Source organism: Nonomuraea sp. NPDC003709, from assembly GCF_040610775.1.
In the GTDB taxonomy this organism is placed as follows: domain Bacteria; phylum Actinomycetota; class Actinomycetes; order Streptosporangiales; family Streptosporangiaceae; genus Nonomuraea; species Nonomuraea angiospora_A.
In genome coordinates this window covers 389921-412524 of the sequence record NZ_JBEXMW010000007.1, presented here as the reverse complement: position 1 = coordinate 412524, position 22604 = coordinate 389921, and the positions used below count along the sequence as shown (strand labels likewise).

The following is a 22604-nucleotide window of genomic DNA, read 5'->3' as shown; positions in this document are numbered from 1 at the left end:
CCTGCCCGAGGGAATCTAATGACCACCAACTCTCCGCCGATCAGGAGCGGCCTACGGTTCGTCCCGGATGAACTCGGATGGGCGTGGGCCGCCCACCTGCAGCGCCACACCTGCGGCTGGTGGCTTGTGCTCTGGGAGCCCGGCAGCCAACACTTCACCGCCTTCTACCTCGGCGACACGACCGAGGGCGGCGCCTACCGGACGGCCGACACTCCCCAAGGGCTGTGGGAACGGATTCTTGCGTTCGACCCCATGCGACCTCATCTCGACCTTGAGGGCAATGCCACGGGCGACTCCGCGTGGCAACTGCGGGTGGGCGGGCCGGCGACGAACGTGCCGAGCGGTCCCGACCCCGTGACAGCCCACGCTACGGAGGGCGCTCTTTCGCCCTCACGACCGCACCCGGTCCACCGCGCCGGCCGCACGAGCACGGACCGCGACCGAAGGATCCCCTATGACACCTGAGCACGTGCAGACCTTCCACGAGGTGTGCATAAGGGTGCTGCGGCCGACGACGACGAGTCCCGACCGCCGGATCTCCATGCGGGGCACCACCTCAACCGAGCTAGCTCAGTACTGGCTGCAGGTCCTCCTGGTGCGGGAGGCATATCGACAGATCACCCACACTGACCGGCCCTTCAGCGCAGAGGTACTCCAAGCGTTGGATCCGGGTTACCGGTGGCGAGTCGAGCGACGCTGTCCGGAGCGCCTGCTGGAGGGGGCGACGTGACCGCGCGTACGGCCGACGGGGCGCGCTTCAGGCCGCCGGGCGGGTGGGACTACTGGACGGTCGTCATGTGCAAGCCCGACGCGACCGACCGCAGGCTAGTCAGGCCGATCCTCGAATGGATCGCCGGCACCGTGACCATCGTCCAGACTCGCGAAGTGGTCGTCACTGCCCAGCAGATCTTCGCTCACTACGCCGACATGCTGGAGTTGCAGCACCGCTTCCCGTTTGACGTCCGTGCCGACCTGATCGACCACTATGTGGGCTCGACCGTGACCGTGGCACTCGCCCGTGGCTACACCAGCGACACCGCGCAGCGCGTACGGGACTTGCTTGGCCACTACGACCCGTCCCGCGCGCCATCCACCACTATCCGCGGCTACTACGGCAACGACAGCGCCGAGAAAGCCGCCGCCGAGGGCCGGTTCATCCGCAACCTCGTCCATACCAGCGACAACTCCGCCGATGCCGCAGCCGACTTCATGATCTGGTTCGACGAGGCGTACCGGCGCATCCTCTCCCAGGAGGCCCACGCACGATGAGCGAGCCCGTCTTCATCGCCGCCGACAGAAGTCGGGACAGAAACCTGGAGCAATTGGTGACGTACGTTGAGGCTCACACCGAAGAGAAAGGTGCAGCTGAATCAAGCCGTCTAGAAAACGACACATGGCCATGTCCCGGATTTGCTCCCCACCCGCCCCGCCGGACTGGCGGCCAGAAGATTCCCCTCAAGTGGGCCGCGGACGGGCCAGCTCAGAGCCGGACGCTCGAATACACCTGCTCATGCCTCACGATCTTTTACGAGTTCCTGGCGTCTGGCGGCAATTATTGGATCCGCCGTACGGACCAAACCATGGCACTGCGGGAGTCATACGCTGGTCCGTGGCGTCGCCGAGCGGCAGAACGCGTGTGGGAGAAGATTCTCGCGGGCGAGGCGAGCTTATGTTCCTCCCCCAGGTCGGGAGCAGTAAGTCAGCATGCGTGACCGTGGTAGCCCCTGCCGGGGCTCTGTCGTCCTAGCCTTGTGTCTGTTGTTGCTCGGTTAGGGAGCCCCATGAGTCAAGGCAAAGCTCAGCCCGCGTACGCCACGCTGGCCAATGATCTCCGCCAGCGGATCGCGACGGGTAAGTACCCACCGGGCGCGATGATCCCATCGGAGGCGACTCTGATGGCCGAGTTCGGCGTGGCCCGTGGGACGGTACGCCAAGCTCTCGCAGAGCTCGAACGCGAGGGCCTGGTCGTCAGCCAAATGGGCCGAGGCCGCAGGGTTCAGGGTGAGGCGACCCCGGATGCGCAGCCGAGCACCCGCTATGAAGACGTGGCCAACCAGCTCCGCGCCGCCATCAAGGCCGGCGAGTTTCCTCCTGATGCCCGTCTGCCTGGGGAACCTGTCCTCGCCGGAAGGTTCGGCACGGCACGCATCACGGTACGCAAGGCTCTGGAACTGCTTCAGCAAGAAGGCCTGATCGTCGTCGTCCCCAGCAAGGGCCGTTTCGTGGCCACGAAGCCGCCACCTCCCGATACGAACAGCGAGGGCTAGTCCATGACGGAGACCCACACCGCGAGAGGCTTCTCCCTGCAGCACGCGCATAAGGCGCTCGTCGCGGCCTGCGCGCACGTTGGGTTGGACAGCGAAGACGCGCTGCCCTTGCGTGTAGGGGAGAACAAGCTGTTCCGTCTCGCGTCGGCTCCGGTGGTGGTGAGGATCGCGAGGAGCGTGGATCTCCTGGCTGATGTCCACAAGGAGGTGGCCATCGCGCAATGGCTCGAAGCGGTCAGCTTTCCTGGTGTTCGGCTCTTTCCCGACTGTCCTCAGGCGATCATCTGCGAGGGCCGCGTGGTGACATTCTGGCTTCACGTGGACAGCGGCGGCCCGTCTCCCGACTTCGGAGACCTGACGGTGGTGCTGCGGGAGCTGCACGGCTTGTCCAAGCCGGTGAACCTCGTCTTGCCGCTCTTCGACCCGCTGGGGCGTGTAGAGGATCGCTTGGACTGCGCTCAGAGCGTCTCGGACAGGGATATCGAGTTCCTGCGTCAGCGAATAAAGGAGCTCTACGCGGAGTACAACGCGTTGGAGTTCGCCCTGCCTGCCGGCCACATCCACGGCGATGCCCATAGGGGCAACCTGATGCGCCGCACGGATGGCAGTGTGATCCTTATCGACTTCGAGAGGTTCGCGTTCGGCCCACGCGAGTGGGATCTCAGTACGGCTGTCGGAATTCCCTTCCAGGGTTTCCGGTGGATCGAGGACGAGGAGTATGCACAGGCTGTGGAGGCCTATGGCTTCGATATCGCAGGGTGGCCTGGCCTCCACACGATGCGCCGCATTCGCGAGGTCGCCATGACCACGTGGCTCATGCAAAACGTGGACCACAGCCCCGACATCCGCGCCGAATTCGACCGTCGCATGGCATCGCTGCGGCATGACGACTTGCCGCGCGTCTGGCGCCCCTTCTAAGGGCCCTCCACCAGAACGCTCTGATGGCCCGCATCATGCGATGGCGGGCGCTGCGACGGAGCCCCACGGCTATACGGCGGTGGCGGTCTCCGAGCGTGCGCGGGCTAGTCGCGCCTCGGCGTAGGTCTTGAAGTCGCGTACGAGCGGATCGTTCTGGTAGTTCATGAGCTGGCTCATGAACTCCCGCACGTAGCGCCTGGTGCGAGCCGATCGGAGATCGGCCACCGTGGTCACCACTTCACGTGCCACCGCGATGCCCTGTTCCAGGTCGCCGCCGGCTATATGACTCGTGGCGAGAATGGTCCGTACGAACGACAGACTTCGGACGTAAAGGGTCTCCGAGAGTGCCACGCTCTCCAGCACGCGATCGCGCGCCCGGTGATGATGTCCCAGGTCGCGATAGCAATGCGCGAACTCAGCCGCCAGCTCGGCCTCGTCGAAGTACTTGAGCCAGACCGGATCGTCCTCGGCATTCCGGCGCTCGAACCACCGCTCTGCCTCGCCCAGCGCGCGACTGCAACCGGCCTCGTCGCCCTGGGAGGCCAGCGCGCGAGCCTCCATCGCGTTGAACAGGGCCATGGCTGTAGGCGTGGCCGCACCCTCGGCGCCCATGCGAGCCGAACGGGCAAGGTTCGCTGCCATGCCGTAGTGGCCGAGGTAGTTCGCCTGGTGGCTCATGCCCGCCAGGATGCGGCCACCAAGCATCCGATTCCCAGCCTCGCGGGCCAGCATGAGCGCCTTGGTCATGTACTGCTGGGCCAGGCCGTGACGTCCGGTGTCATAGGCCATCCACGCGGCCAGTCGCAGCATGGCCGCCGTCTCCGAGAGGAACTGCCGGCCGAGCACCGTGTCCGGGCGGACATGCTTGAGCAGCGGCTCTATCTCCATGGCGATGTACTGGACGACCGTGGATCTGGCGTGTCCGCCGCCGAACCGATAGTCGAGCTTGGCGAACAGAGCGGTTGTTTCCCGTACGGCCTCGACGCTGCCTGCAGTGATCAGCCGCCCGCCGGCGTGTGGCCGAACCCCACTGCCAGGGGCCACCAGCCACGTGACCATGGAGTCGTTCCAGGCGTTCGAGGACACATCGCGCTCGACCACCTGGGGATTCCCCGACAGGTCGCCTGAGATCAGCACCGTCACGCCGTCAGCGAAGGAATCGGCCTGTTTCTGGGGGCTCGCTACGAATGGTGTGGCTTCGGCGTACATCATGCCGATGTCGCGCACGCTGACCCGCTCGCCGAGCTTGCGGCTGAGCGCCTCAGCTATGAAGTGCGGGGTCGTGCCGCGGGGGTGCATTCCGTCCAGCCAGCGTTTCACCGACACGTGATCACAGCGGATGTCCTCGCCGTGGCCGGCGGCCACGTCCTGTACTCGTCGTGCGAGCCCCTTGTTTGAGACGTCGGCCCTCGCCATCACCGCCGCGAGCTGGTGGTTCGGCTCTCGGAGCTTCATGGCACCCCCGGCACGACAGAGGGCTGACAACCCTGAGTGATCGCTGTATCGCTGTCAGTTTGCACCCCCTCCGCGCCGCCGTGCACCCCCCTTTGCTGAATTGCACCGCCCTTTGAACGCTGCCGCACCCTCTGACCTGCGCGGTTTCCTTGTGCCACGAACACGGCGAGCCCCGAAAGGAGCTTGACGGACTCGCCAGTCCTGTTCTATACCTGTACAGGACAGGACTTCAATAAAGGGCCTGTCACCAGGAAGAACAGGCCAGCCAAGACCAAGAAGGGATCACCACATGCCTGTTCTTCGACCCCGACGCTTCCTGCCCACGGTGCTGATGATCCTCGCGGCCTTCTTCGTGGTCACTCAGCCGCACAAGGCCGCGATAGCGGTGAACACAGCCGTGGACGGCATCCAGACGATCGCCAAAGCCATGACCACCTTCAGCAACGGTCTCGGCTGAACCACCAAACAGAAGAAGCCGGGGCGTGGCCCAAAGTCGCCAAACCTGATCCACGCCCCGGCACCCCTTAGAGAGGTGTCTCCATCATGACCTACGGGTCGAACCACGCACTGCCCAAGTCCGACCTCCAGCCGATCACCTGCCTGTACGCGCAGTGGGCCTGTCTCGTCTGCGGCGGCATCGAGGAAATCGCATCCGACGAGGAGGCGCCGGTCCCGCCGATCTGCCCCTCGTGCCACAGGCTCGCGGTCGCCGAAGCGCTGGCCGCTCTGCGGGGGGTGCGGCGATGACCAATCCAACGGCGGCCTCCCTCAGCGGTAGGGAACTTTCGAACCTCCGGGACGAGCTGCTCAACTCCAACCCAGCCTGCGAGACCAGCGACGCGGAGCTGTTCACCGGTCCCGACCTGTTTGAGGAAGAGCCGGAAGAGGAGCGGAGAGCGCGTGAGGCCAAGGCCAAGACCGTGTGTGCCAGGTGTCCTGCGCGGACTGCCTGCCTCATGTACGCGCTCGCCGTACGCCCGAAGGACGGCATCTGGGCCGGTCTGACCGCCGCCCAGATCCGTGCCGCCCGCAGGAGGGCCGCCTGATGGCGCGCTTCCAGTGCGCTGACTGCGGCGATCGCTCGCGCAGCGCCTACCGCTGCCGCCGCTGCGGGACCAGCCGCCAGGTCGAGACCTGCGCCTCATACGGCACGCGCGGACTGCCCGGCTGTCGCCTGTGCCGCATCCTCGCCCGTTCCCGGTCCGGCCTCTGAAAGGAGGAGCCATGCACCACACAACCCGCCTGTCGCCGTGGCCTGCCAAGCACTGCCCGCGCTGCACGGCGCAGCTCGACGGCGGCCCCGTGCAGTTCTACTGCGCGCTCTGCCGCCGAGCGGTGTTCGCCGCCGACATCAACAACGAAATGCACGCCCCGCTGAGGAGGGCCGCATGATCTCAGTCCTGCTCTACCTGATCACGTTCGGCGCCGGATGGCTCGGCGCCGAGCTGGTGCGCATCGCTCAAGAACGCCACCGTCTACGCCAGGTCGTACGGTCCGCGGTCCTGGTTGCGGGATCGCCTGACATGGCACTGCGCAGGTGGTCCAGCCATGTGGCGAACTGGTGCACCCGGCCCGACTGCCCGCGGTGCCGGAGGCGGTGGGGCCGATGACCGCAACCGACGCCATGAGCTACGGGCCGCGCCCGCTGAGCGAGGGCGAGCACACCGCCGTCTCGGTGACCACCGTCGCCGTAGCCGCCCTGGGCCTGCTCGGATTCGTCATCAGCTTCGCCACCGTGGCCAGAGCGGCCGCCCCGTCGTTCGGCGCGATGGCCTGGATGGTGCCGCTCGGCATCGACCTGGGCATCGCTGTCTTCTCCGCACTGGACATCGTGCTGGCCCGGCTCGGCATGCGGATACGTCTGCTCAGGCTGGTCCCATGGTCGTTGACGGGCGCGACCGTGTACCTGAATGTGGCCGGCGAGGACACCCTGTTCGGGATGGTCGCCCATGCCATGCTCCCGCTGCTGTGGGTGGTGGCCGTGGAGGTGGGCGCGTACGCCGTCCGCAAGCGCGCCGATCTGGCCAGACCTGACCGTATGGAGTCCATCCGGCTCTCCCGCTGGCTGCTGGCCTTCCCGTCCACCTTCGCCCTCTGGCGGCGGATGGTCCTGTGGGAGATCCGCTCTTACCCGAACGCCCTCAAGCGGGAGCGCGACCGTATCCTCACCCGCACCGACCTTCAGGACCAGTACGGCTGGCTGTGGCGGTTCAAGGCCACTCGTCGCGAGCGCGCCCTGTACCGGCTCGGCGAGCTCGTGCCTGAGGGAGTACTGCTCCCTCCTCCGGCCGAACGCCCCGCCCTACCTTCCCCTCAGGTGCCCAAGCCCGTCACCAGAACGACACGGAAAGGTGGACGACGTCGCCGTGCACCACGTACCGACGTGGACGACCTGATGCAACTGGGCTGGCAGGTCGCCGCCGACCACGAGGTCCAAGGCGTACAGCTCACCCGCGACCGGCTCCGCGACGCCATCAGGCAGACCGGTCGGTCGATATCCACCGACCGCGCCGGAACGCTGCTGGCCCGCCTGCGGACGGAGGTACCTCCCGAACGGTCCTCGACCGCCGGACGGACCGCCGGCACCGACCCGGACCGACCGGATGGCCCGACCGCCGTCGGGACGCCGCCTGACCGCGAATCGGTCCTGACCAACACGCAGGGCGCGGCCCCCACTCCGCCAAGAACAGTGGCCGCGCCCGGCAACCCCGCAACCGTCAAGGCACACGAGGTGTACTCATCATGACCCACGATCCGCACGAGTCCGACAGCCGTCCGGTACCCGGGCGTGAGCTGGACGGCTTCGAGTGGCCGGTCCGCCCGGAGCCAGCAGGGGATGGCGCAGCCGAGGTCGTTCCGCTCGACTCCCGGCGCCGTGTCCGTCCGCATGAGGACGCCACTCCGGCCGATGAACCGGAGGACGAGTTCTTCGACCGCGAGACGGTCGCAATCGCCGACCGCGTTCTCGGACCGCCAGTCGACCTGCCGGACGAGGACACGATCCCGCCGACCACGCGGGCCGCACGGCGCCGGGCACCGATCATCCCGGTCTGGCTGCGCACCTGGCAGTCCGTCCGTGCGATGGCCGTCTGGCAGACCCGTGACGCCGCATACATCCTCGGCTACCACGCCGCACGGTCGCCGAAGTACCTGGCCAAGATGCTGTGGTACGCCCTTCCCGGCCTGTTCACCGGTATCGGGCGCTTGCTGCACTGGGCGACGGCGGAAGAGGGCAACTGGGCACTGCGGCAGTACGCCGCCGACCGCAACGACGCCGAGACATGGCTCAAGCTCGACAAGCAGCGCCAACGCCAATCCCGCTGGCGCTGGTCGGTCCTGATCGCGTCCGGCGGACTGACTTTGGGTGGCTTGCTGGTCGTCCTGGTGGCCGGCGTGCCTGGCTGGGTGCGCCTCGCCGCCGCGGCCCTGGCCATACCGATGTTGGCGCGCGTCGGACGACCGAGCGACAAGCCGATCACCGACCGCGTGAGCGAAGCGCCGCGCTACCGCAAGCTCACCGCGGAGCTGGTACGGCGGGCGTTGCTGTCCTGCGGGATCTCCGGCATCACCCAGGCAGTGAGCAAGGATCCGAACGCCATCAGCTTCCCGCAGGAGATTCACCGCGACGGCCCTGGCCATCTCGCGATCGTGGATCTGCCCTACGGCGTGGAGGCAGCCGAGGTGGTGGCTCGCCGGGGACGGCTGGCCTCGGCGATGCGGCTCCCGCTCGATCAGGTCTGGCCTGAACCGGCCGCCGGCCATCCCGGACGGCTGGCCCTGTGGGTCGGGTACGAGCCCGCCTCGCAGATGAAGCAGCCGCCCTGGCCGCTGCTGCGCGACGGCCAGGTGGACGTCTTCAAGCCGTTCCCGTTCGCCACGACACCGCGCATGGAGACCGTCAACGCCGAGCTGGTGTTCCGCAACTGGCTCGTGGGTGGACAGCCCGGCTCCGGTAAGACGTTCGGGCTCAGGCTCGCGGTCCTGGCCGCCGCCCTCGATCCACGCGCCGAGCTGCGCATCTACGAGCTGAAGGGAGTAGGCGACTTCAAGGTCCTGGAGCCGGTCTGCACCGAGTACGGCAACGGCTTCGACGACGAGACGATCGCCCGCTGCGCCGCGATGTTCGCCTGGCTGTACAAGGAGTGCGAACGCCGCTCCAAGCGCATCGCCCACTACCACGCCCTCGGCAAGGCACCCGAGAACAAGGTCACTCCCGAACTGGCCTCGCTCAAGGGCTCTGGGCTGCATCCGCTGATCGTGGCCGTGGACGAGATCCAAGAGCTGTTCTTGCACCCGCAGTACGGCAAGGAAGCCGGAGAGATCTGCGAGAAGGTCATCAAGCTCGGCCGCGCCCTCGGCGTGATCCTGCTCCTGGGCACGCAGATCCCGGACAAGGACAGCCTGCCGACCGGTATCACCCGCAACGTCAACACCCGCTACTGCATGAGCGTCGCCGACCAGACCGCCAACGACATGATCCTCGGCACCTCCATGTACAAGCAGGGCTACCGCGCCACGGTGTTCCAGCCGGTGGTGGAGGCCGGATGGGGCATCCTCGCGGGTCTCGGCAAGCCCGCCGCCCGCCGCTCCTACTACCTCGACACCAACGACGCCGACAAGGTCATCGAACGCGCCAAGCGGCTCCGCGGCCTGGCCGGCACCCTGCCCGAGCCCGGCACCCAGGCCCGCGAGGACGCACCCGTCTTCGACGTCCTGGCCGACCTCGCCGAAATCTGGCCGGTCGGGGAGAACGCGGCCTGGAACGAAGCCCTGTGCACCCGCCTGACCGAACTCCGACCCGGCGTCTACACCGGCTGGAAGTCCGAACAGCTCACCAGTGCCCTCAAGCCGTACGGCCTGCGCGTGGGTGACATCGGCCGCCGCATCGACGGCAAGCCCGTCACCCGACGCGGTATCCGCCTGGACGACCTCACCGAGGCCATCGCCGAACGTAACCGCCAGAAGCGTTCCGGCTGACCCGTCAGGAGGCTGCTAGCGATAGCACCTGACCTTGCTATCGCTAGCAGCCCCGCTAGCACCAGAAACAAGCCTTGGCCAGGCGGTTAGCACGCTAGCGGCCTTCCTCGACCACACCCAAGAACCGGCCCAGGAGGCCATCGTGCACCCTGCCCTGCTCGCCGCTATCACCACGATCATCAGCACACTCTGTTACGCCTCACGATGCTACGTCAGCCCGTTCGGCCGCTGCCGCAAGTGCCAGGGCAAAGGCCGCATCCCGCACCGCCGAGGCACCCGCTACTGCCGCCGCTGCGACGCCACCGGCCTGCGCCTACGCCTCGGCCGCCACGCCTGGAACTACTTCCGCCGCCTCCACCAGGACGGCCGCTGACCATGAACGGCCCCGGCGCACAGCCACCAAGCACGACGCCGGGGCCCATGCCCCAACCGATCACGGGCCCCGCAGGGCCGACTCAAGGAGCAACCACCAGCATGACACCTCATCCGTCCCGCCAGACGCTGACCTACGCGCTGGCCGCCGCCGCCCGAGGCTGGCACGTCTTCCCGCTCATGCCGGGGGACAAGGTGCCGCTCAAGGGTTGGAAGTGGAAGGAACACCACACCATCGACCCCGACATCATCCGACGCTTCTGGACCGGCACCGCCTGCAACATCGGCATCGCCACCGGCCCGTCTGGCCTGGTCGTCATCGACCTCGACACCCCGAAGAACGACGAGCAGCCGCCATCACCGTGGAACCAGCCCGGCGTCAACGACGGGGCGGATGTCCTGGCCCTGCTGTGCGAGCAGGCCGACCAGCCGCTACCCCTGGAAACCTTCCAGGTCCGCACCCGGCGCGGCGGAACGCACCTGTACTTCACCGCCCCGCAGGGCCTGACACTCGGCAACACCTCCGGGGCCAAGGGCCAAGGACTCGGCTGGCTGATCGATACCCGCGCCACCGGCGGCTACGTCGTCGCGCCTGGCAGCTACGTCGATCTCCCGGACGGCACCGGTACCTACGACGCCATCCACACCGCCGCCCCCGCACCGCTGCCGTCCTGGCTGGCCGAACGACTCACCCGACCCGAACACACCTCTCACCCCGTGCAGGTCTCCGACGTTCTGGCGGCGCTGGGCGACCAGTCCACCGGCTACGCCCTGGCCGCACTCCAGAACGAGCTGCAGCACGTCCTCGACGCCAGGTCGGGCACCCGCAACCACACCCTGAACGCCGCCGCCTTCGCCCTCGGCCAGCTCATCGCCACCGGCCTGCTCCCGCACCGCCTGACCGAGGACGCTCTGCACACCGCCGCCCAGGCCACCGGCCTGTCTCCCCGAGAGGCAACCGCAACCATCCGCTCCGGCCTGAACGCCGGAGCACGCCAGCCACGCCGGGGGATCGCATGACCAACCCACTCGACGCCAACACCATCCTGGAGAACCTCGACGCCCATGCCACCATCACCCGCCTCCACCGCGACCAGTCCGGCGACCCGGCCCTCGGCCTACCGGTCCCGCCACCCGCCGCCGACCCGGCCATGTTCTACGGCCTGCCCGGCGAACTGGTGAAGGCCGCCGACCCATCCACCGAAGCCGACCCCGTAGGCGTCCTGGTCTCCGCCCTGTCCGCGTGCGGCGCGGTCATCGGCCCTGGCCCGTTCGTCCAGATCGGCAACACCCGCCACCCGCTCCTGATCTGGCCCTTGCTGTTCGGCCGCACCGGCTCCGGCCGCAAGGGCCAGGCCACCGACACCGCCGAGATCTTCCTGCATCACGCCGGGATCGGCTACGGCGACCTCTGCGTCACCGGCCTGTCCTCTGGCGAAGGGCTGATCGAGCGCATCCGCGACCCCGACAGCCCGGACGACTCCGGCGGCACCATGGACAAGCGCCTGTCGGTCACCGAGCCGGAGTTCTCCACCGTCATGGCCCGCGCCAAGCGCGAGGGATCCACCCTCGGCACGATGCTCCGCCAGGCATGGGACGGCCGCACGCTCGCCGTACTGACCCGCAACGCCTACCGCGCGACCAACCCGCACATCGCGATCATCGGCCACATCACACCCAAGGAGTTCCGCATGCGCCTGGCCGAGGCGGACATGGCCGGCGGCTCCTACAACCGCTTCCTGCCCATCTACGTCGAGCGCTCCAAGCGCCTGCCCATTCCGGAAGGCGTCGCACCCGACCTCCTTGCCAGCCTCAGCAGCCAACTGCACGACGCCGTCAAGGCCGCCCGCCAGATCAAACGCATCGCCCTGGACGAGAACGCCCGCGCCCTCTGGTCGGCCGAGCTGTACGAGGAGTTCACCGCCGCCGACGACGAAGACCACGCCTGGACCGAGTTCACCCGCCGCTCCGCTCCGTACTGCCTGCGCATCGCCGCCCTGTACGCGGCCCTGGATGCCCGAACCCACATCACCACCACCGACCTCGGAGCCGCCGCTGCGCTGGTCCGCTACTCCATCGCCTCAGCCGTGTTCGTCCTGGACAAGCAAATGCGCGACCCGAAGATCGACCGCATCCGCCGCGCCCTCGACCAAGCCGCCGACACCGGCCTGACCCGCTCGGAGCTCTCCGCCCTGTTCAGCCGCAACGTGCCCAAGCAGACCCTCGACGAGCTACTGACCAGCCTCACCGCCACCGGCCAGTACGAGACCTTCACCACGCCCACCGGGGGCCGACCATCCGTCCGCTACCGCCGCACCAGCCCCGACGAAGAAAGAAGAAACAAGCCCTCATGAGCTGCACAACCCACCACGCGGCAGCAGAGACGCGATCGCCGCAGGACCGACCTTCTTTCGTCGGCCATGAACAAAGCCGATCACCACCATCCCAGCCCCAGCACGTACCGGCCCGTTCTTTCTTCTTTCTTCGTCCTGATCACCACCCGGCCCACAGCCACCAAGCACGGGGCCGAACACACCCAACCGCCTGAACCGGCAAGGAGCCGCACTTGGCCACCGGCACCACCCAACGAGGAATGCTCACCCTCGCCGACCTCTGCACCGAACTCCAGATCTCCCGCTCCACCTTCTACGACTGGCGAGCCAAAGGCCGTGCCCCGCGCTGCCTCAAGCTGCCCAACGGCGATCTCCGCATCCGTCGCACCGACCTGGACCGCTGGCTCACCACGATGGAAGAGGCCGCCTGATGAAGGACATCACCTACAACGTCCGCGTCTACGCGATCGAGATCCGCAAGAACGCGGCCGGCAAGGTCACCTCCTACCGCGTGGCCTGGCAGACCACCACGAAGACCTGGAAGCGCTCCTTCAAGAACGCCGCCCAGGCCGACACCTTCCGCGGCTCCCTGCTCACCGCCGCCCGCAGCGGCGAAGCCTTCAGCACCCTCACGGGTGAGCCCGTCTCCTGGGGACGCACCGACCGCCCCGAGATGAGCTGGTACGACTTCGCCTGCAAGTTCGCCGACATGAAGTGGAAGAACGCCGCCGCCAAGTACCGCCAGGACATCGCCCGCGCCCTCACCGCCGCCACACCCGCCATGTACACCACCACGCGAGCCAAGCCAGATGATCGAGTCCTGCGCTCAGCGATGCATCGCTGGGGCTTCAACACCAAGCAACGTCAGGAGGCACCCGAGGAGGCCGCCGCCGCGTTGAGCTGGCTGGCCGACAACACCAAGCCGCTCTCGGCGCTCATCGACGATGCCGGTCTCGTCCGCGACCTACTGGAGTCCGCCACATCTCTGCTGGACGGTACGCGCGCCGCTCCCAGCACCGTGCGCAAGCACCGCATGCTGCTGTCCAACGCCCTCGACTACGCCGTAGAACTCAAGCTCCTGCCCGCCAACCCACTCAAGACACTGAAGTGGAAGCCGCCGGCCAACGCCTACGAGGTGGACCGGCGTAGCGTCGTCAACCACACCCAGGCCAAGGCGTTGCTCGCGGCCGTGGCTGCACAGAAGCCGAGCGGCGAACGTCTCGCGGCGTTCTTCGCCCTCATGTACTACGCGGCCCTGCGTCCGGAGGAGGCCGTCAACCTACGCCGAGACAACGTCACCCTCCCGCCTCTCTGCGAGAACGCGGAGAAGGGCGAGATGGAGGAATCGGCCAACGCCTGGGGGGAACTTCACCTCGTCAAGGCCGCACCGTACGCCGGTCGGGACTGGACGGACAGCGGCAAGGCGCGAGAGGAACGCGCGCTCAAGCACCGCGCTGTCGGGCACAGCCGTACGGTGCCCATCCCGCCACCTCTGGTGCGGATCCTGCGAGCCCATCTCGCAAAGTTCGACCAGGGACCGCAGGGCCGCCTGTTCTACGGCGTCAAGGTGAGCGAGCTGCCATTCATCACCTACCGCCGCGCCTGGAAGGCCGCCCGCAAGACAGCCCTCACAGAGAAGGAGTTCGCCTCAGCTCTGGCCGCGCGACCATACGACCTACGTCATGCCTGCGTGTCCATGTGGCTCAACGCTGGCGTTCCTGCGCCGCAGGTGGCGGAATGGGCCGGGCACAGTGTTGACGTGCTCCTGCGCATCTACGCCAAGTGCATTGTCGGTCAGGATGAGGCGGCCAGGGCCCGAATCGCTGATGCCCTTGCAGAATAAGACGGCGAGTGGGAGTCCGATGAAAGTGTCGGACTCCCCTCGCCACTCATGCCTACCCAGCTAAATCACATTGATCACGGTAGCCAGAGACCACTTCCGGTGGTCTTCATCGTAGCCAGCCATTCCCTGAGAGTGGTCGGATTGACTTCTCTCACTGGATAGCTTCTGGTTTTTGCTACTTCTCGCGCTCCAGGCAGCCATTCAGCCGTAGCTACCAGTAGCCCCTGCTTGGCGCCTTCCCACTCTACGTCTGCCGCCAACGCCTTAACGACGACTTTCTGGATCTTATGCTTCTCGCGTTTGCACTGCACAATGATTGTTGGTGTCGCGCCCTCATCTCTCGCTCCAGATTCCCATATCCTTAGGTCGACCCCATTATCATTCCTGCCCGCACCAAGTTCGACCTCAAAGCCCTGTCGATAGAAGTGTTCGGCCGTAAGAGCTTCGAACTTCCTCCAATTGATATCGCCGATCTGATCGAAATTAGCGACTAGATAATCTATGAAGCGCTGGTCAAAAAATCTACCATATGTGGCCATAGTAGATTCTGAATCGAAGAGCTCGGAAAGTTCTAGCGAATCTCCCCAAACCTTCTCGGAGGCGCCCAGTCTGATTACACTTCTGGCGTATCGAAACGCTATTTCGTCCAGAGCTACCGAGACCGCGCCTGCCAGCGCCTGTCCTGCAAGTTCTCGGGCTTCTTCGATGAGTTCGCGAGTACGATTTGGCTCGACGTGGATTGGATTGATGATCACAGCTAGTGGAGACGGGCCCAAATCTACCGGGTGGGGCTGTCTGGCGGGATAATATATGCGCCCAATCACGAACTCGGCTGCTTGGACTGCTAGGTCCAGGTCGCCGAGTCGTTCCTTGATCCCGGCGACTATTGGTTGGTCGGTTGCCCGCAGAGCGCCATGGAATCCGAACTTTTCCAGCACGGCCGCCATTAGCGTGCCGTTCACGACTTTATATTCGGCACTAGTTCCTAGGTGCCGCTCCACTCGGTGCAAGTTCTCCTTAGTCGCTAGCTGTATTTGTTCTCTAGTCGCTGCCAAGCCGAGACTGATCCCAATCACTTCTGACAGGCGCTCTATATAGGAGCGATCGTTCACCCAGTCCCAGGGTTTACCCATGGCGATCCTCCCGGATTCATCTTCGTCATGGAAGCATCTGTCGCTTATCGCTCGCCTTCCTCTGAAGGAAATCGTCTTGTTGCGACTGTTTTGCGGCATCGCAAATCGCAGTTATAGCGATCTAAGTGGAAGTGCAAGGCGGATGGCAGGTGCTTGCCTATGTTGGTGTGGGACGCGAAATCTTGAGGCCGATTGATAGCGGCGGATCGAGAGGTTTCTTGCCGATTGGTCAAGTGTCGTCATCATCTTCCGAAGCAGTGGGGGGATGTGCGGTGACGGGATGAGCGGCAGAACCCAAATAGCCGTACTTTGCATACCATGCTGCTCGACGCAACTCTGCCTCTTTACGGTCTAAGTCGCGCAGCCGGCGTTGCGCTAGGTCCGATGCGTAGGCGTACTCGCTGGTAATTGCTCTTGCTAACCATGCTCGCGATTCGACTATCCGGCCTTGATCCGCCTCTAGCCCACCAAGGTCAACCATTGCTACGGGTGAAATTTCTGCATGCCCGAATTCGGCCGCTAGCCCATACCAGTGGCGAGCTTGATCTACTCGTTGGAGGCTTGCCTCTAACGTGCCGAGGTCGAGCATAGCCTTCGGTGCTTGTTCAGAATGGCCGGTTTCGATGGCTCGCAAGAACCACTTGCGGGCCTCCTCCATCTGTCCAAGTCTCCCTTCCATGTGGCCGAGGTTGACCATCGCCTTTGGGGCTTGCTCAAGATGGCCGGACTGAACCGCCTGTTCATACCAGTGACGAGCCTGTTCCACCCGCCCCTGTTCCTCTTCCAAGTGGCCCAGGTTGAACATTGCTGTCGGCGTGTGCTCAGAGTGGCCGGAATCAATCGCCCGTACAAACCATCTGCGGGCCTCCTCGATCCGGTTTTCCCTTCTCTCTAGGATGCCAAGGTTGACCATCGCCTCTGATGCATACTCAGGATGATTGGTCTCCGCTGCGCGCACGAACCACTCGCGAGCCTGGTCTACTTGATCGTGGTCCGCCTCCAGCATTCCCAGGTGTTCCATGGCGCGGGGTGCTGAGTCGGGGTGCCCCGACTCCACCGCGTTAGCCCACCAGCGGCGAGCTTCCTCTACCCGCTCTCGCCGCGCCTCCAATAGGCCGAGATGGATCATCGCCGCTGCCGCGTGCTCGGGATGGCCAGCCTCAACTGCTCGCACCAGCCAGCGGTAGGCTTCGTCCGTTGGCCCTTGCGTTCCTTCGATGACGCCGAGGTTGACCATCGCCTTCGGTGCGTACTCAGCATGACCCGACTCCGCAGCTCGCAGGAACCACTCGCCAGCCTTTTGCGTCCGTCCCTGCTCGTTCTCCACGATGCCGAGGACCACCATGGCTTGGGGTGCAGAGTCTTGGTGGCCGGACTCCACCGCCCGCAAGAACCATTCACGGGCTTCCTCCACTTGGCCCTGCTCCTCATGCAGGATGCCCAGGTTGTACATCGCCCTCGGGGAGTCAGGATGACCAGATATAGCAGCGCGCGTCAACCACTGACGGCAATGGCCGGAGTCCTGCGTGGCGTAGAAGTGATCAGCGATGGTCATGAGTACGGGCAGGGTGATGTCATCGGCTGAGAGGCGCTCCAGTAGCTTGGCTGCAGCCTCGATTTCGCCGTGGTCGAGTGCTGTGTAGCCGAGTTTGAGCAGGTTGCCGTCGTCAAGGTGATGGAGGGCGTAGTCCCATAGGTGCGGAGCAATACGCCAACCGATCGGCTCGTCTTCTGCGGCGACTACAGCTAATAGGCAGTGCGGCCTGTACGGGGCGGTGGCACTGAGCAGTTGCGGACGGCCTGCGGAGGCGGGCGCCTTCGCCCATTCCAGTGCGCGAACGAAGTTGTCGGCTGGAAGCCGAGTGCGTGACGGTAGGCATGTCAAGTGGCGCCGGTAGTCTGCCCACAGCTTCTGAAGAACCTGTCTGGTTAGCCGCTCTGGGATCTGCGCGCGGTGCCAGTCTGTGGCTGCACGCAGCAACGCCACACGGTCGGTCGCCTGTTCGGAGTCGCCGGTTGTCAGCGCGTTGCGTAGTTGCTTCAGAGAGACCATCAGGCGACCCATCAGCACTTCGGTTGCCACGTCATCTATGGACGGCTGCAGAGCCTGGTAGCTGGATTCGGCGCGGATCAGTTCACGCTCGCCAGGTGTGATCACTCCCAGGACGAGGTGTACGGTGCGCTCGGCCAGAACATGCATCACATGGGAGGGCAGCCGGGCCGCTGGTTCCCCGTGTAGACCGGTGATCTCCTCGGTGTGCAGTGTGACCAAGATTCCGACCCGAGGCGGGAGCTTGGCCAGCAGTGTCTCAGTGAGTTGGCCTAGATGCTCCAAGCTGATGGCGTCTAGCCATACCACCACTCCGGCCTGCGGTTCCACCCACTCGGCGGCCCGCTCTAACATCGCCGCCAGCGTCAATTCCTGCTCGCGTTCGAAGGCGGCCACCTTCCATTGCGGTATGTGGATCTGTGCCGCATGAGCCAGCGCGTGCGTAGTGCCGGCGAGGCGCTCTCCCTGCACCACCACCACACGCTCTCGTCCACCGGCGAGAGCATCTAGCGCCTGACCGAGCTGTCTGTCGATCGGTCGGTTGATGTGTGGAGCCATCCGATCAGGACGGGCGAAACGCGAGTCGGCAACGCCAAGCTGAGCAAGACTGACGCGCTCCAGCGGTAATGGTCGCCCACGCGGATCCGCCAGCCGCAGCCTCCCGGCCGGTTCGGACCGGGACCTCCAGCTATCCCAGGCACCAGTTGCTAAGGCTGCGGTCAGTGCGGCCGCTCCCCATCCCCAGCTCCACCCGCTGTCGTCGAGCACCTGATTGCCCAGGATCGCGACCGCCAGCAGCAGCACAGCGCTGCCATATCCGCTCCACCGTGTCGACCGCCGAGAGAGCATCGTCAGGCCGCCTTCCTGCTTGAACCCGACCCCGAGTGCCATCTCCATTCTCTTTGCTACGCATGGGCGAAGTCCCAGAGTCTGTGAGAGCTGAAACTGCCCTGGGAAGGCATTGGGAAGGGGTGGCCGCAAGCGATCGACGGCAGTCGGACACCACCGGACACACCAAAAAGCCCTCAACCGACGTTTCCGCTGGTCAAGGGCGCTTTGCTGCTGGTCGAACCTGGTGCCCCCGGCAGGATTCGAACCTGCGGCACCCGCTTTAGGAGAGCGGTGCTCTATCCCCTGAGCTACGGAGGCGGACTCTCGTAAGCCTAGCGAAAGTCTGGCACTGCGTGGGACGTGGAGCCGGGGTGAGTTTGGTGGGGTTGGTTATGGGTGCTCTGAGCTGCGGTAAAGGCATGGCAAGTGGTTGGAATCTTGTGGATCCGGCGTGGATAGCGTCTGCCTGTGACCAGGAGGCGATGCAAGCAGGCGCGGCGGCGGCCTGTCGTGTTGTTCGGGGCGTTGTTGGCGCCGGCGATCCTTGCTGGAGGGTTGTTGGCTGGGGAGATGCGGGGGTTTGAGGGGAGTGTCCCGGCGGTGGTTCGGGAGCGGGTCGTGCGGGCGGGGTTTGGGCCGATGGTGGTTCGGGCGCCGGCGCATCCGGATCGGCTGTACGAGGGGAGCGTGCCGGCTCCCGTTCGTGTGGTGAGTCGGCCGCGGGCTGTTGTCCCGGCGGCGGTGCCGCCTGTCGGGGATGTGGAGCCTGGGGTGGAGGAGCCTGTTATGCCGGCTCCGGTGCGGACTCAGACTCAGGTGGGGTGTTCGGGGGAGTGGGTGAACACCTGGCTGTGGGATCTGTGCCGGGACGAGGAGGAAGGGGTGGGGTTGAAGGTCGGTGGGAGCTTGGTGCCTGGCATCTGATAGGCCCTGTTTCGGGTGGCGGGATCTGGCTGGTCGTGGGGGGTGGGCGGACAGAGTGCGCTTTTTGTCTCATAACAGCTCTCCCGAGTTCGGTCCGGGCACTCGGGGGGCTGTAGTAACGTGCGTGCCTGACCCAGGTAACGAGTTTGCAAACGGAGGAGTCGAACGTGCCAGCCCCTCGATCAGCGGGTCTGATCGCGGTAGTCATGGCGGTGGCTTCTCTTTTCGTGCCTTCCGGGCAGGGGCGCGCTCAGGCGCAGGTGGCGCAGAAGCAGGAGCGGCAGGCGCCGGGCGACCTGGCGGCTCTGCGCAAAGAGGCCGAGCGGTCGGCCAAGGAGCTCGAGGACGCCACCAAGGCACTGGAGAAGCGGCGGTCGGACATCGCCGCCTCCGAGAAGCAGCTGAAGACCAAGCTGGCGGCTCTGCAGGATCTGGAGCAGCGGGTCGCGGTGATGCGGCAGCCGGTGTCGCAGATGGCCGAGCTGCTGTACGAGCAGCCGATCATGGCGGACGGGATCGTGCCGTTCCTGTCCGGGACCGCGGACGAGACGACGCTACGGGCGCTCAGCGACGTGACTCAGATCGTCTCTGTACGGCAGCAGGCCGTCGAGCAGACCAGCGTGCTGTACCAGCAGGCCGAAGGGCTGGCCGCGGAAGCGCAGGAACTGCGGGCCGGCAACCTGCTGGCCGAGGCACAGCTGGCGGTTGAGGTGGACACGCTCCGGCAGCGTTCCGACAAGATCGTGAAGTCACTGACCGCCGCGCTCGTGAAGATGGGCATCAAGATCGACAAGGTTGGGCGGGCGGCGCTGGGATGCAACCCGTTGCGGGCGGCGACGGCCAACGACTATCCCAACGGGCTGATTCCGAAGAGCATGCTCTGTCCGTTGCAGCAGAAGGGTTTCAGTCTGAGGGCCGACGCCACCATCGCGTTCGTGAGCCTGAACGAGGCCTATCGGAAGCGGTTCGGGAAGAGCATATGCGTCACCGACGCCTATCGGAGCCTGGCCGAGCAGCAGTCGGTCTACTACCGGCGGCCGGGTTTCGCCGCCGTGCCGGGGCGGAGCAACCACGGGCTCGGGCTGGCCGCGGACCTGTGTGGCGGGGTGGAGAGGTCGGGGTCGGCGGAGTTCGTCTGGATGGAGAAGAACTCGAAGAGGTACGGGTGGTTCCATCCCTCCTGGGCCTACACCGGCCCGTTCGAGCCATGGCACTGGGAGTACGATCCCAAGATCGATTCGCTGCTCTAGCTCCCTAGGCGACCTGTGAGCTGCAGAAGGCGCAGCGGGACGCGGCCTTGGGGATTTCCGACAGGCATTCGGGACAGTCGCGGGTCTTCGATCCGATCTTGGCGACGCTGCGGTCTTTGAGGTGCGTGTACGGCTTCACCAGCAGGAAGTAGACCACCGCGGCGACCATCAGGAACGAGATGACCGCGTTGATGAAGTTGCCGTACATGAAGTTGGACCGGCCGACCGTGACCTTGAGTGAGGAGAAGTCGGGCAGGCCACCGAACGCCGAGATCAGCGGGGTGAGGAGGTCGGCCACGAACGACTGCACGATCGAGTTGAAGGCCGCCCCGATGACGACCGCCACGGCCAGGTCGATGACGTTCCCCTGCATGAGGAACCTCTTGAATCCGCTCATGGGGAAAATCGTAGCTGAGCGATTACGTTGAGTTAGCTTTGATGGTGATCGAAAGGTGGCCGGTCGTCTGGGCGGAGGCGAGTTCGGCGGCTTGGGTCGGGGTGGTGGCGAGCACCACTAAGGCGCCGTGAGTTTCGCTCGTCGTCTTGGGCGTCCGCGGGATCGTGATGATCCGTACGTCCTCGGCTACTGTGCGGGCCGGATGGACTTCCTCGTCGGATGCCAGGATGGTGATCGTGGCTCCTGGGGTGAGGAGGCTCGCGGTTGCGGCGTCGGCGATGCGGACCGGGGTGGCGACCATGCCCGGTGGGAGCCGGTAGGCGTGGAGAAGGCGGACATCTGTCAGCGGCTCGCCCTTGCGCATGGGGCTCGCCAGGATCTGGCCCGCCGCGGCTGCGCGTACGGCACCTGTGGGTGGATGGTTGAGGGCCACCGGGGTCAGGTCGGCTGGGCCGAGAGGGCCGGGAGACAGGTCGCGGGCCGCGACCAGGACCGTGGGGGCCGGCTCGGGGCGGGTGGCGATGAAGGCCGACATGACGGCCAGGGCGGCCAGCGCCGCCGCGACGAGGCGGCGGCGACGGCCGTAGCGGATCAGCCAGGCCCGGATCACGGCAGCTCGAAGGGGAGCTTGATGCCGTCAAGCGTCGCCCCGCACGGGCAGGTGCGCTCGTCTGGGAGGGCCTGTACGGTCTCCGCCACCAAGGTGCGCATGCGGGTGACGTTTTGCGCGAAGAACTCCAGGACCTCGTCGTGCGTGACGCCCTGGCCGGCTTCGACGCCGGCGTCATGGTCGGTCACCAGGGAGAGCGAGGTGTAGCAGAGGGCCAGCTCGCGGGCCAGGACGGCCTCGGGGAAGCCGGTCATGCCGACGATCGACCACCCGTTGCCCGCGAACCACTGGGACTCCGCTCGCGTCGAGAAACGCGGGCCCTCGATGACCAAGAGGGTGCCGCCGTCGACCGTCTCCCAGCCGGTCGAGCGGGCGGTTTCCACCGCGACGGCACGGCCTGAGGGGCAGTAGGGGTCGGCGAAGGAGACGTGGACCGCACCGTCCACGTCGTAATACGTCTGGACGCGGCCTGAAGTGCGGTCTACGAGCTGGTCGGGGATGACCATGGCGCCGGGGCCGTACTCGGCTCTCAGCGAGCCTACGGCGCTGGGGGCGAGCACCTGGCGCACGCCGAGCATGCGCAGAGCCCAGAGGTTGGCGCGGTAGGGGATGCGGTGTGGGGGGAAACGGTGATCTCGCCCGTGTCTGGGGATGAACGCCACCGAACGGGTGCCGATGCGTCCGACGGTGACGACGTCGCTCGGGGGGCCGTAGGGGGTGGAGAGCTTGATCTCTTCCGCGTCGTCGAGCAGCGAGTAGAAGCCGGAACCGCCGATGACGCCGATGTCTGCGCGAGGGACCATGGCCGAGAGAGTAGCCGGATCGGGGACTGGCCAGGGTGAGCCGAATTCCGTTCTGTGGATAACTTGATTCCTGCTGCTCGAGGGTCCCGGCTTCGGGGGGTCGGGAGCGCCGGTGGATCCGAGAGGTTCCAGCAGGGGGAGGGCGGGGTGGCTGGTGCGCGGGGATTCGGGATCCCTGGTGGGTGGAGGCCGCCTCAAATTTCTGCCGTCGGCGGCGGTGCACATGCGGGCGGGATTACTGGGGCCGTCGACGCCGATGAGGGCGAGGAGATCCGCGTGGGCTGGGCATGGGTGCGGTGGCGGCGCAAGTGTGGCCCGGCTGAGAGTGACGTGGGCCCGCGTGAGAGTTAGGTGTGGGGGCCGACGCCTGTGCCTCGCTGTGGTGGTGTGCGGCTTTGGGCCTCAGGTGAGATGCCCGTGTGAGGCGTGCATGCGGGGCCG

General features: G+C 66.0%; 24 protein-coding genes and 1 tRNA gene. 18 read left to right on the top strand and 7 right to left on the bottom strand.

The window, feature by feature from the left end; genetic code table 11:
- Window positions 1-18: 18 nt before the first annotated feature.
- The 5 genes from ABZX61_RS23770 (at window position 19) to ABZX61_RS23750 (ending at window position 3185) form a co-directional block, all read left to right on the top strand.
- Window positions 19-465, top strand: a complete 447-nt coding sequence (locus tag ABZX61_RS23770) for a hypothetical protein (protein WP_355197624.1) — start codon at window positions 19-21, stop codon at window positions 463-465.
- A complete protein-coding gene (locus tag ABZX61_RS23765) occupies window positions 455-730 on the top strand; it encodes a hypothetical protein (protein WP_355197622.1) in 276 nt (91 codons plus the stop codon). Before ABZX61_RS23770 ends, ABZX61_RS23765 begins: the two co-directional genes overlap by 11 nt.
- Window positions 727-1269: a nucleoside-diphosphate kinase gene (locus tag ABZX61_RS23760; protein ID WP_355197620.1), complete on the top strand. Its 543-nt coding sequence runs from the start codon at window positions 727-729 to the stop codon at window positions 1267-1269. Before ABZX61_RS23765 ends, ABZX61_RS23760 begins: the two co-directional genes overlap by 4 nt.
- Window positions 1270-1781: 512 nt before the next feature.
- Window positions 1782-2267, top strand: a complete 486-nt coding sequence (locus ABZX61_RS23755; protein WP_355197618.1) for a GntR family transcriptional regulator — start codon at window positions 1782-1784, stop codon at window positions 2265-2267.
- A 3-nt stretch (window positions 2268-2270) separates the two neighbouring features.
- Complete coding sequence (locus ABZX61_RS23750; RefSeq protein WP_355197616.1) at window positions 2271-3185, top strand: aminoglycoside phosphotransferase family protein; 915 nt, start codon at window positions 2271-2273, stop codon at window positions 3183-3185.
- A 69-nt stretch (window positions 3186-3254) separates the two neighbouring features.
- Here the strand turns inward: ABZX61_RS23750 and ABZX61_RS23745 are convergent, their stop codons facing one another.
- On the bottom strand, window positions 3255-4550 hold the full coding sequence (locus tag ABZX61_RS23745) for a hypothetical protein (protein WP_355197614.1): 1296 nt from the start codon (window positions 4548-4550) through the stop codon (window positions 3255-3257).
- 379 nt (window positions 4551-4929) lie between these two features.
- Between ABZX61_RS23745 and ABZX61_RS23740 the strand changes: the two genes are divergently transcribed.
- The 12 genes from ABZX61_RS23740 to ABZX61_RS23685 all read left to right on the top strand — a co-directional run bounded on the left by ABZX61_RS23740 (window position 4930) and on the right by ABZX61_RS23685 (window position 14165).
- Window positions 4930-5097: a hypothetical protein gene (locus ABZX61_RS23740; protein WP_355197612.1), complete on the top strand. Its 168-nt coding sequence runs from the start codon at window positions 4930-4932 to the stop codon at window positions 5095-5097.
- Window positions 5098-5183: 86 nt separating this feature from the next.
- Window positions 5184-5387, top strand: a complete 204-nt coding sequence (locus ABZX61_RS23735) for a hypothetical protein (RefSeq protein ID WP_355197611.1) — start codon at window positions 5184-5186, stop codon at window positions 5385-5387.
- Entirely contained in the window at window positions 5384-5686 is a 303-nt protein-coding gene (locus tag ABZX61_RS23730; RefSeq protein ID WP_355197609.1) for a WhiB family transcriptional regulator, read from the top strand. The genes ABZX61_RS23735 and ABZX61_RS23730 overlap by 4 nt, the downstream gene beginning before the upstream one ends.
- Window positions 5687-5864: 178 nt before the next feature.
- On the top strand, window positions 5865-6032 hold the full coding sequence (locus ABZX61_RS23725; RefSeq protein ID WP_355197607.1) for a hypothetical protein: 168 nt from the start codon (window positions 5865-5867) through the stop codon (window positions 6030-6032).
- Window positions 6029-6250: a hypothetical protein gene (locus ABZX61_RS23720; RefSeq protein WP_355197605.1), complete on the top strand. Its 222-nt coding sequence runs from the start codon at window positions 6029-6031 to the stop codon at window positions 6248-6250. The genes ABZX61_RS23725 and ABZX61_RS23720 overlap by 4 nt, the downstream gene beginning before the upstream one ends.
- Window positions 6247-7386, top strand: coding sequence for a DUF2637 domain-containing protein (locus tag ABZX61_RS23715; protein WP_355197603.1), 1140 nt, complete (start codon window positions 6247-6249; stop codon window positions 7384-7386). The genes ABZX61_RS23720 and ABZX61_RS23715 overlap by 4 nt, the downstream gene beginning before the upstream one ends.
- The gene (locus ABZX61_RS23710; protein WP_355197601.1) at window positions 7383-9617 is read left to right on the top strand and encodes a cell division protein FtsK; all 2235 of its coding nucleotides are present in this window, start codon (window positions 7383-7385) and stop codon (window positions 9615-9617) included. Before ABZX61_RS23715 ends, ABZX61_RS23710 begins: the two co-directional genes overlap by 4 nt.
- Window positions 9618-9759: 142 nt before the next feature.
- A complete protein-coding gene (locus ABZX61_RS23705; protein WP_355197599.1) occupies window positions 9760-9990 on the top strand; it encodes a hypothetical protein in 231 nt (76 codons plus the stop codon).
- A gap of 101 nt (window positions 9991-10091) precedes the next feature.
- A complete protein-coding gene (locus ABZX61_RS23700) occupies window positions 10092-11009 on the top strand; it encodes a bifunctional DNA primase/polymerase (RefSeq protein WP_355197597.1) in 918 nt (305 codons plus the stop codon).
- On the top strand, window positions 11006-12343 hold the full coding sequence (locus tag ABZX61_RS23695) for a hypothetical protein (protein ID WP_355197595.1): 1338 nt from the start codon (window positions 11006-11008) through the stop codon (window positions 12341-12343). The genes ABZX61_RS23700 and ABZX61_RS23695 overlap by 4 nt, the downstream gene beginning before the upstream one ends.
- Window positions 12344-12555: 212 nt before the next feature.
- Window positions 12556-12753, top strand: a complete 198-nt coding sequence (locus ABZX61_RS23690) for a helix-turn-helix domain-containing protein (RefSeq protein ID WP_355197593.1) — start codon at window positions 12556-12558, stop codon at window positions 12751-12753.
- On the top strand, window positions 12753-14165 hold the full coding sequence (locus ABZX61_RS23685) for a tyrosine-type recombinase/integrase (RefSeq protein WP_355197591.1): 1413 nt from the start codon (window positions 12753-12755) through the stop codon (window positions 14163-14165). The genes ABZX61_RS23690 and ABZX61_RS23685 overlap by 1 nt, the downstream gene beginning before the upstream one ends.
- 74 nt (window positions 14166-14239) lie before the next feature.
- Here ABZX61_RS23685 and ABZX61_RS23680 read toward each other — a convergent pair whose 3' ends face one another.
- From ABZX61_RS23680 to ABZX61_RS23670, 3 genes are all read right to left on the bottom strand, one after another.
- A complete protein-coding gene (locus tag ABZX61_RS23680; RefSeq protein WP_355197589.1) occupies window positions 14240-15127 on the bottom strand; it encodes a restriction endonuclease in 888 nt (295 codons plus the stop codon).
- A 400-nt stretch (window positions 15128-15527) separates the two neighbouring features.
- Window positions 15528-18239 carry a tetratricopeptide repeat protein gene (locus ABZX61_RS23675; protein ID WP_355197587.1) on the bottom strand — a complete coding sequence of 904 codons (2712 nt, stop codon included), beginning with the start codon at window positions 18237-18239 and terminating at the stop codon, window positions 15528-15530.
- A 182-nt stretch (window positions 18240-18421) separates the two neighbouring features.
- Window positions 18422-18497, bottom strand: a tRNA-Arg gene (locus ABZX61_RS23670).
- A gap of 818 nt (window positions 18498-19315) precedes the next feature.
- Between ABZX61_RS23670 and ABZX61_RS23665 the strand changes: the two genes are divergently transcribed.
- Window positions 19316-20353 (top strand): D-alanyl-D-alanine carboxypeptidase family protein, encoded by a 1038-nt coding sequence (locus tag ABZX61_RS23665; protein ID WP_355197585.1) that lies wholly within the window; start codon window positions 19316-19318, stop codon window positions 20351-20353.
- A gap of 4 nt (window positions 20354-20357) precedes the next feature.
- On the opposite strand, the gene mscL is transcribed toward ABZX61_RS23665, so the two are convergent.
- From mscL to ABZX61_RS23650, 3 genes are read right to left on the bottom strand one after another with little or no spacing between them, the layout of a single operon-like run.
- A complete protein-coding gene (gene mscL / locus ABZX61_RS23660) occupies window positions 20358-20750 on the bottom strand; it encodes a large conductance mechanosensitive channel protein MscL (protein ID WP_355197583.1) in 393 nt (130 codons plus the stop codon).
- 22 nt (window positions 20751-20772) lie between these two features.
- A complete protein-coding gene (locus ABZX61_RS23655; protein WP_355197581.1) occupies window positions 20773-21360 on the bottom strand; it encodes an RcpC/CpaB family pilus assembly protein in 588 nt (195 codons plus the stop codon).
- Window positions 21357-22163: an S-methyl-5'-thioadenosine phosphorylase gene (locus ABZX61_RS23650; RefSeq protein ID WP_355197579.1), complete on the bottom strand. Its 807-nt coding sequence runs from the start codon at window positions 22161-22163 to the stop codon at window positions 21357-21359. Before ABZX61_RS23650 ends, ABZX61_RS23655 begins: the two co-directional genes overlap by 4 nt.
- Window positions 22164-22604 lie beyond the last annotated feature (441 nt).

What these genes read in the sequence shown, in the direction of transcription:
- mscL (WP_355197583.1), bottom strand. Translation starts at nt 20,750, where the DNA reads ATGAGCGGATTCAAGAGGTTCCTCATGCAGGGGAACGTCATCGACCTG.
- ABZX61_RS23740 (WP_355197612.1), top strand. Translation starts at nt 4,930, where the DNA reads ATGCCTGTTCTTCGACCCCGACGCTTCCTGCCCACGGTGCTGATGATC.
- ABZX61_RS23770 (WP_355197624.1), top strand. Translation starts at nt 19, where the DNA reads ATGACCACCAACTCTCCGCCGATCAGGAGCGGCCTACGGTTCGTCCCG.
- ABZX61_RS23700 (WP_355197597.1), top strand. Translation starts at nt 10,092, where the DNA reads ATGACACCTCATCCGTCCCGCCAGACGCTGACCTACGCGCTGGCCGCC.
- ABZX61_RS23725 (WP_355197607.1), top strand. Translation starts at nt 5,865, where the DNA reads ATGCACCACACAACCCGCCTGTCGCCGTGGCCTGCCAAGCACTGCCCG.
- ABZX61_RS23715 (WP_355197603.1), top strand. Translation starts at nt 6,247, where the DNA reads ATGACCGCAACCGACGCCATGAGCTACGGGCCGCGCCCGCTGAGCGAG.
- ABZX61_RS23750 (WP_355197616.1), top strand. Translation starts at nt 2,271, where the DNA reads ATGACGGAGACCCACACCGCGAGAGGCTTCTCCCTGCAGCACGCGCAT.
- ABZX61_RS23755 (WP_355197618.1), top strand. Translation starts at nt 1,782, where the DNA reads ATGAGTCAAGGCAAAGCTCAGCCCGCGTACGCCACGCTGGCCAATGAT.
- ABZX61_RS23685 (WP_355197591.1), top strand. Translation starts at nt 12,753, where the DNA reads ATGAAGGACATCACCTACAACGTCCGCGTCTACGCGATCGAGATCCGC.
- ABZX61_RS23675 (WP_355197587.1), bottom strand. Translation starts at nt 18,239, where the DNA reads ATGGCACTCGGGGTCGGGTTCAAGCAGGAAGGCGGCCTGACGATGCTC.
- ABZX61_RS23650 (WP_355197579.1), bottom strand. Translation starts at nt 22,163, where the DNA reads ATGGTCCCTCGCGCAGACATCGGCGTCATCGGCGGTTCCGGCTTCTAC.
- ABZX61_RS23710 (WP_355197601.1), top strand. Translation starts at nt 7,383, where the DNA reads ATGACCCACGATCCGCACGAGTCCGACAGCCGTCCGGTACCCGGGCGT.
- ABZX61_RS23730 (WP_355197609.1), top strand. Translation starts at nt 5,384, where the DNA reads ATGACCAATCCAACGGCGGCCTCCCTCAGCGGTAGGGAACTTTCGAAC.
- ABZX61_RS23695 (WP_355197595.1), top strand. Translation starts at nt 11,006, where the DNA reads ATGACCAACCCACTCGACGCCAACACCATCCTGGAGAACCTCGACGCC.
- ABZX61_RS23765 (WP_355197622.1), top strand. Translation starts at nt 455, where the DNA reads ATGACACCTGAGCACGTGCAGACCTTCCACGAGGTGTGCATAAGGGTG.
- ABZX61_RS23720 (WP_355197605.1), top strand. Translation starts at nt 6,029, where the DNA reads ATGATCTCAGTCCTGCTCTACCTGATCACGTTCGGCGCCGGATGGCTC.
- ABZX61_RS23735 (WP_355197611.1), top strand. Translation starts at nt 5,184, where the DNA reads ATGACCTACGGGTCGAACCACGCACTGCCCAAGTCCGACCTCCAGCCG.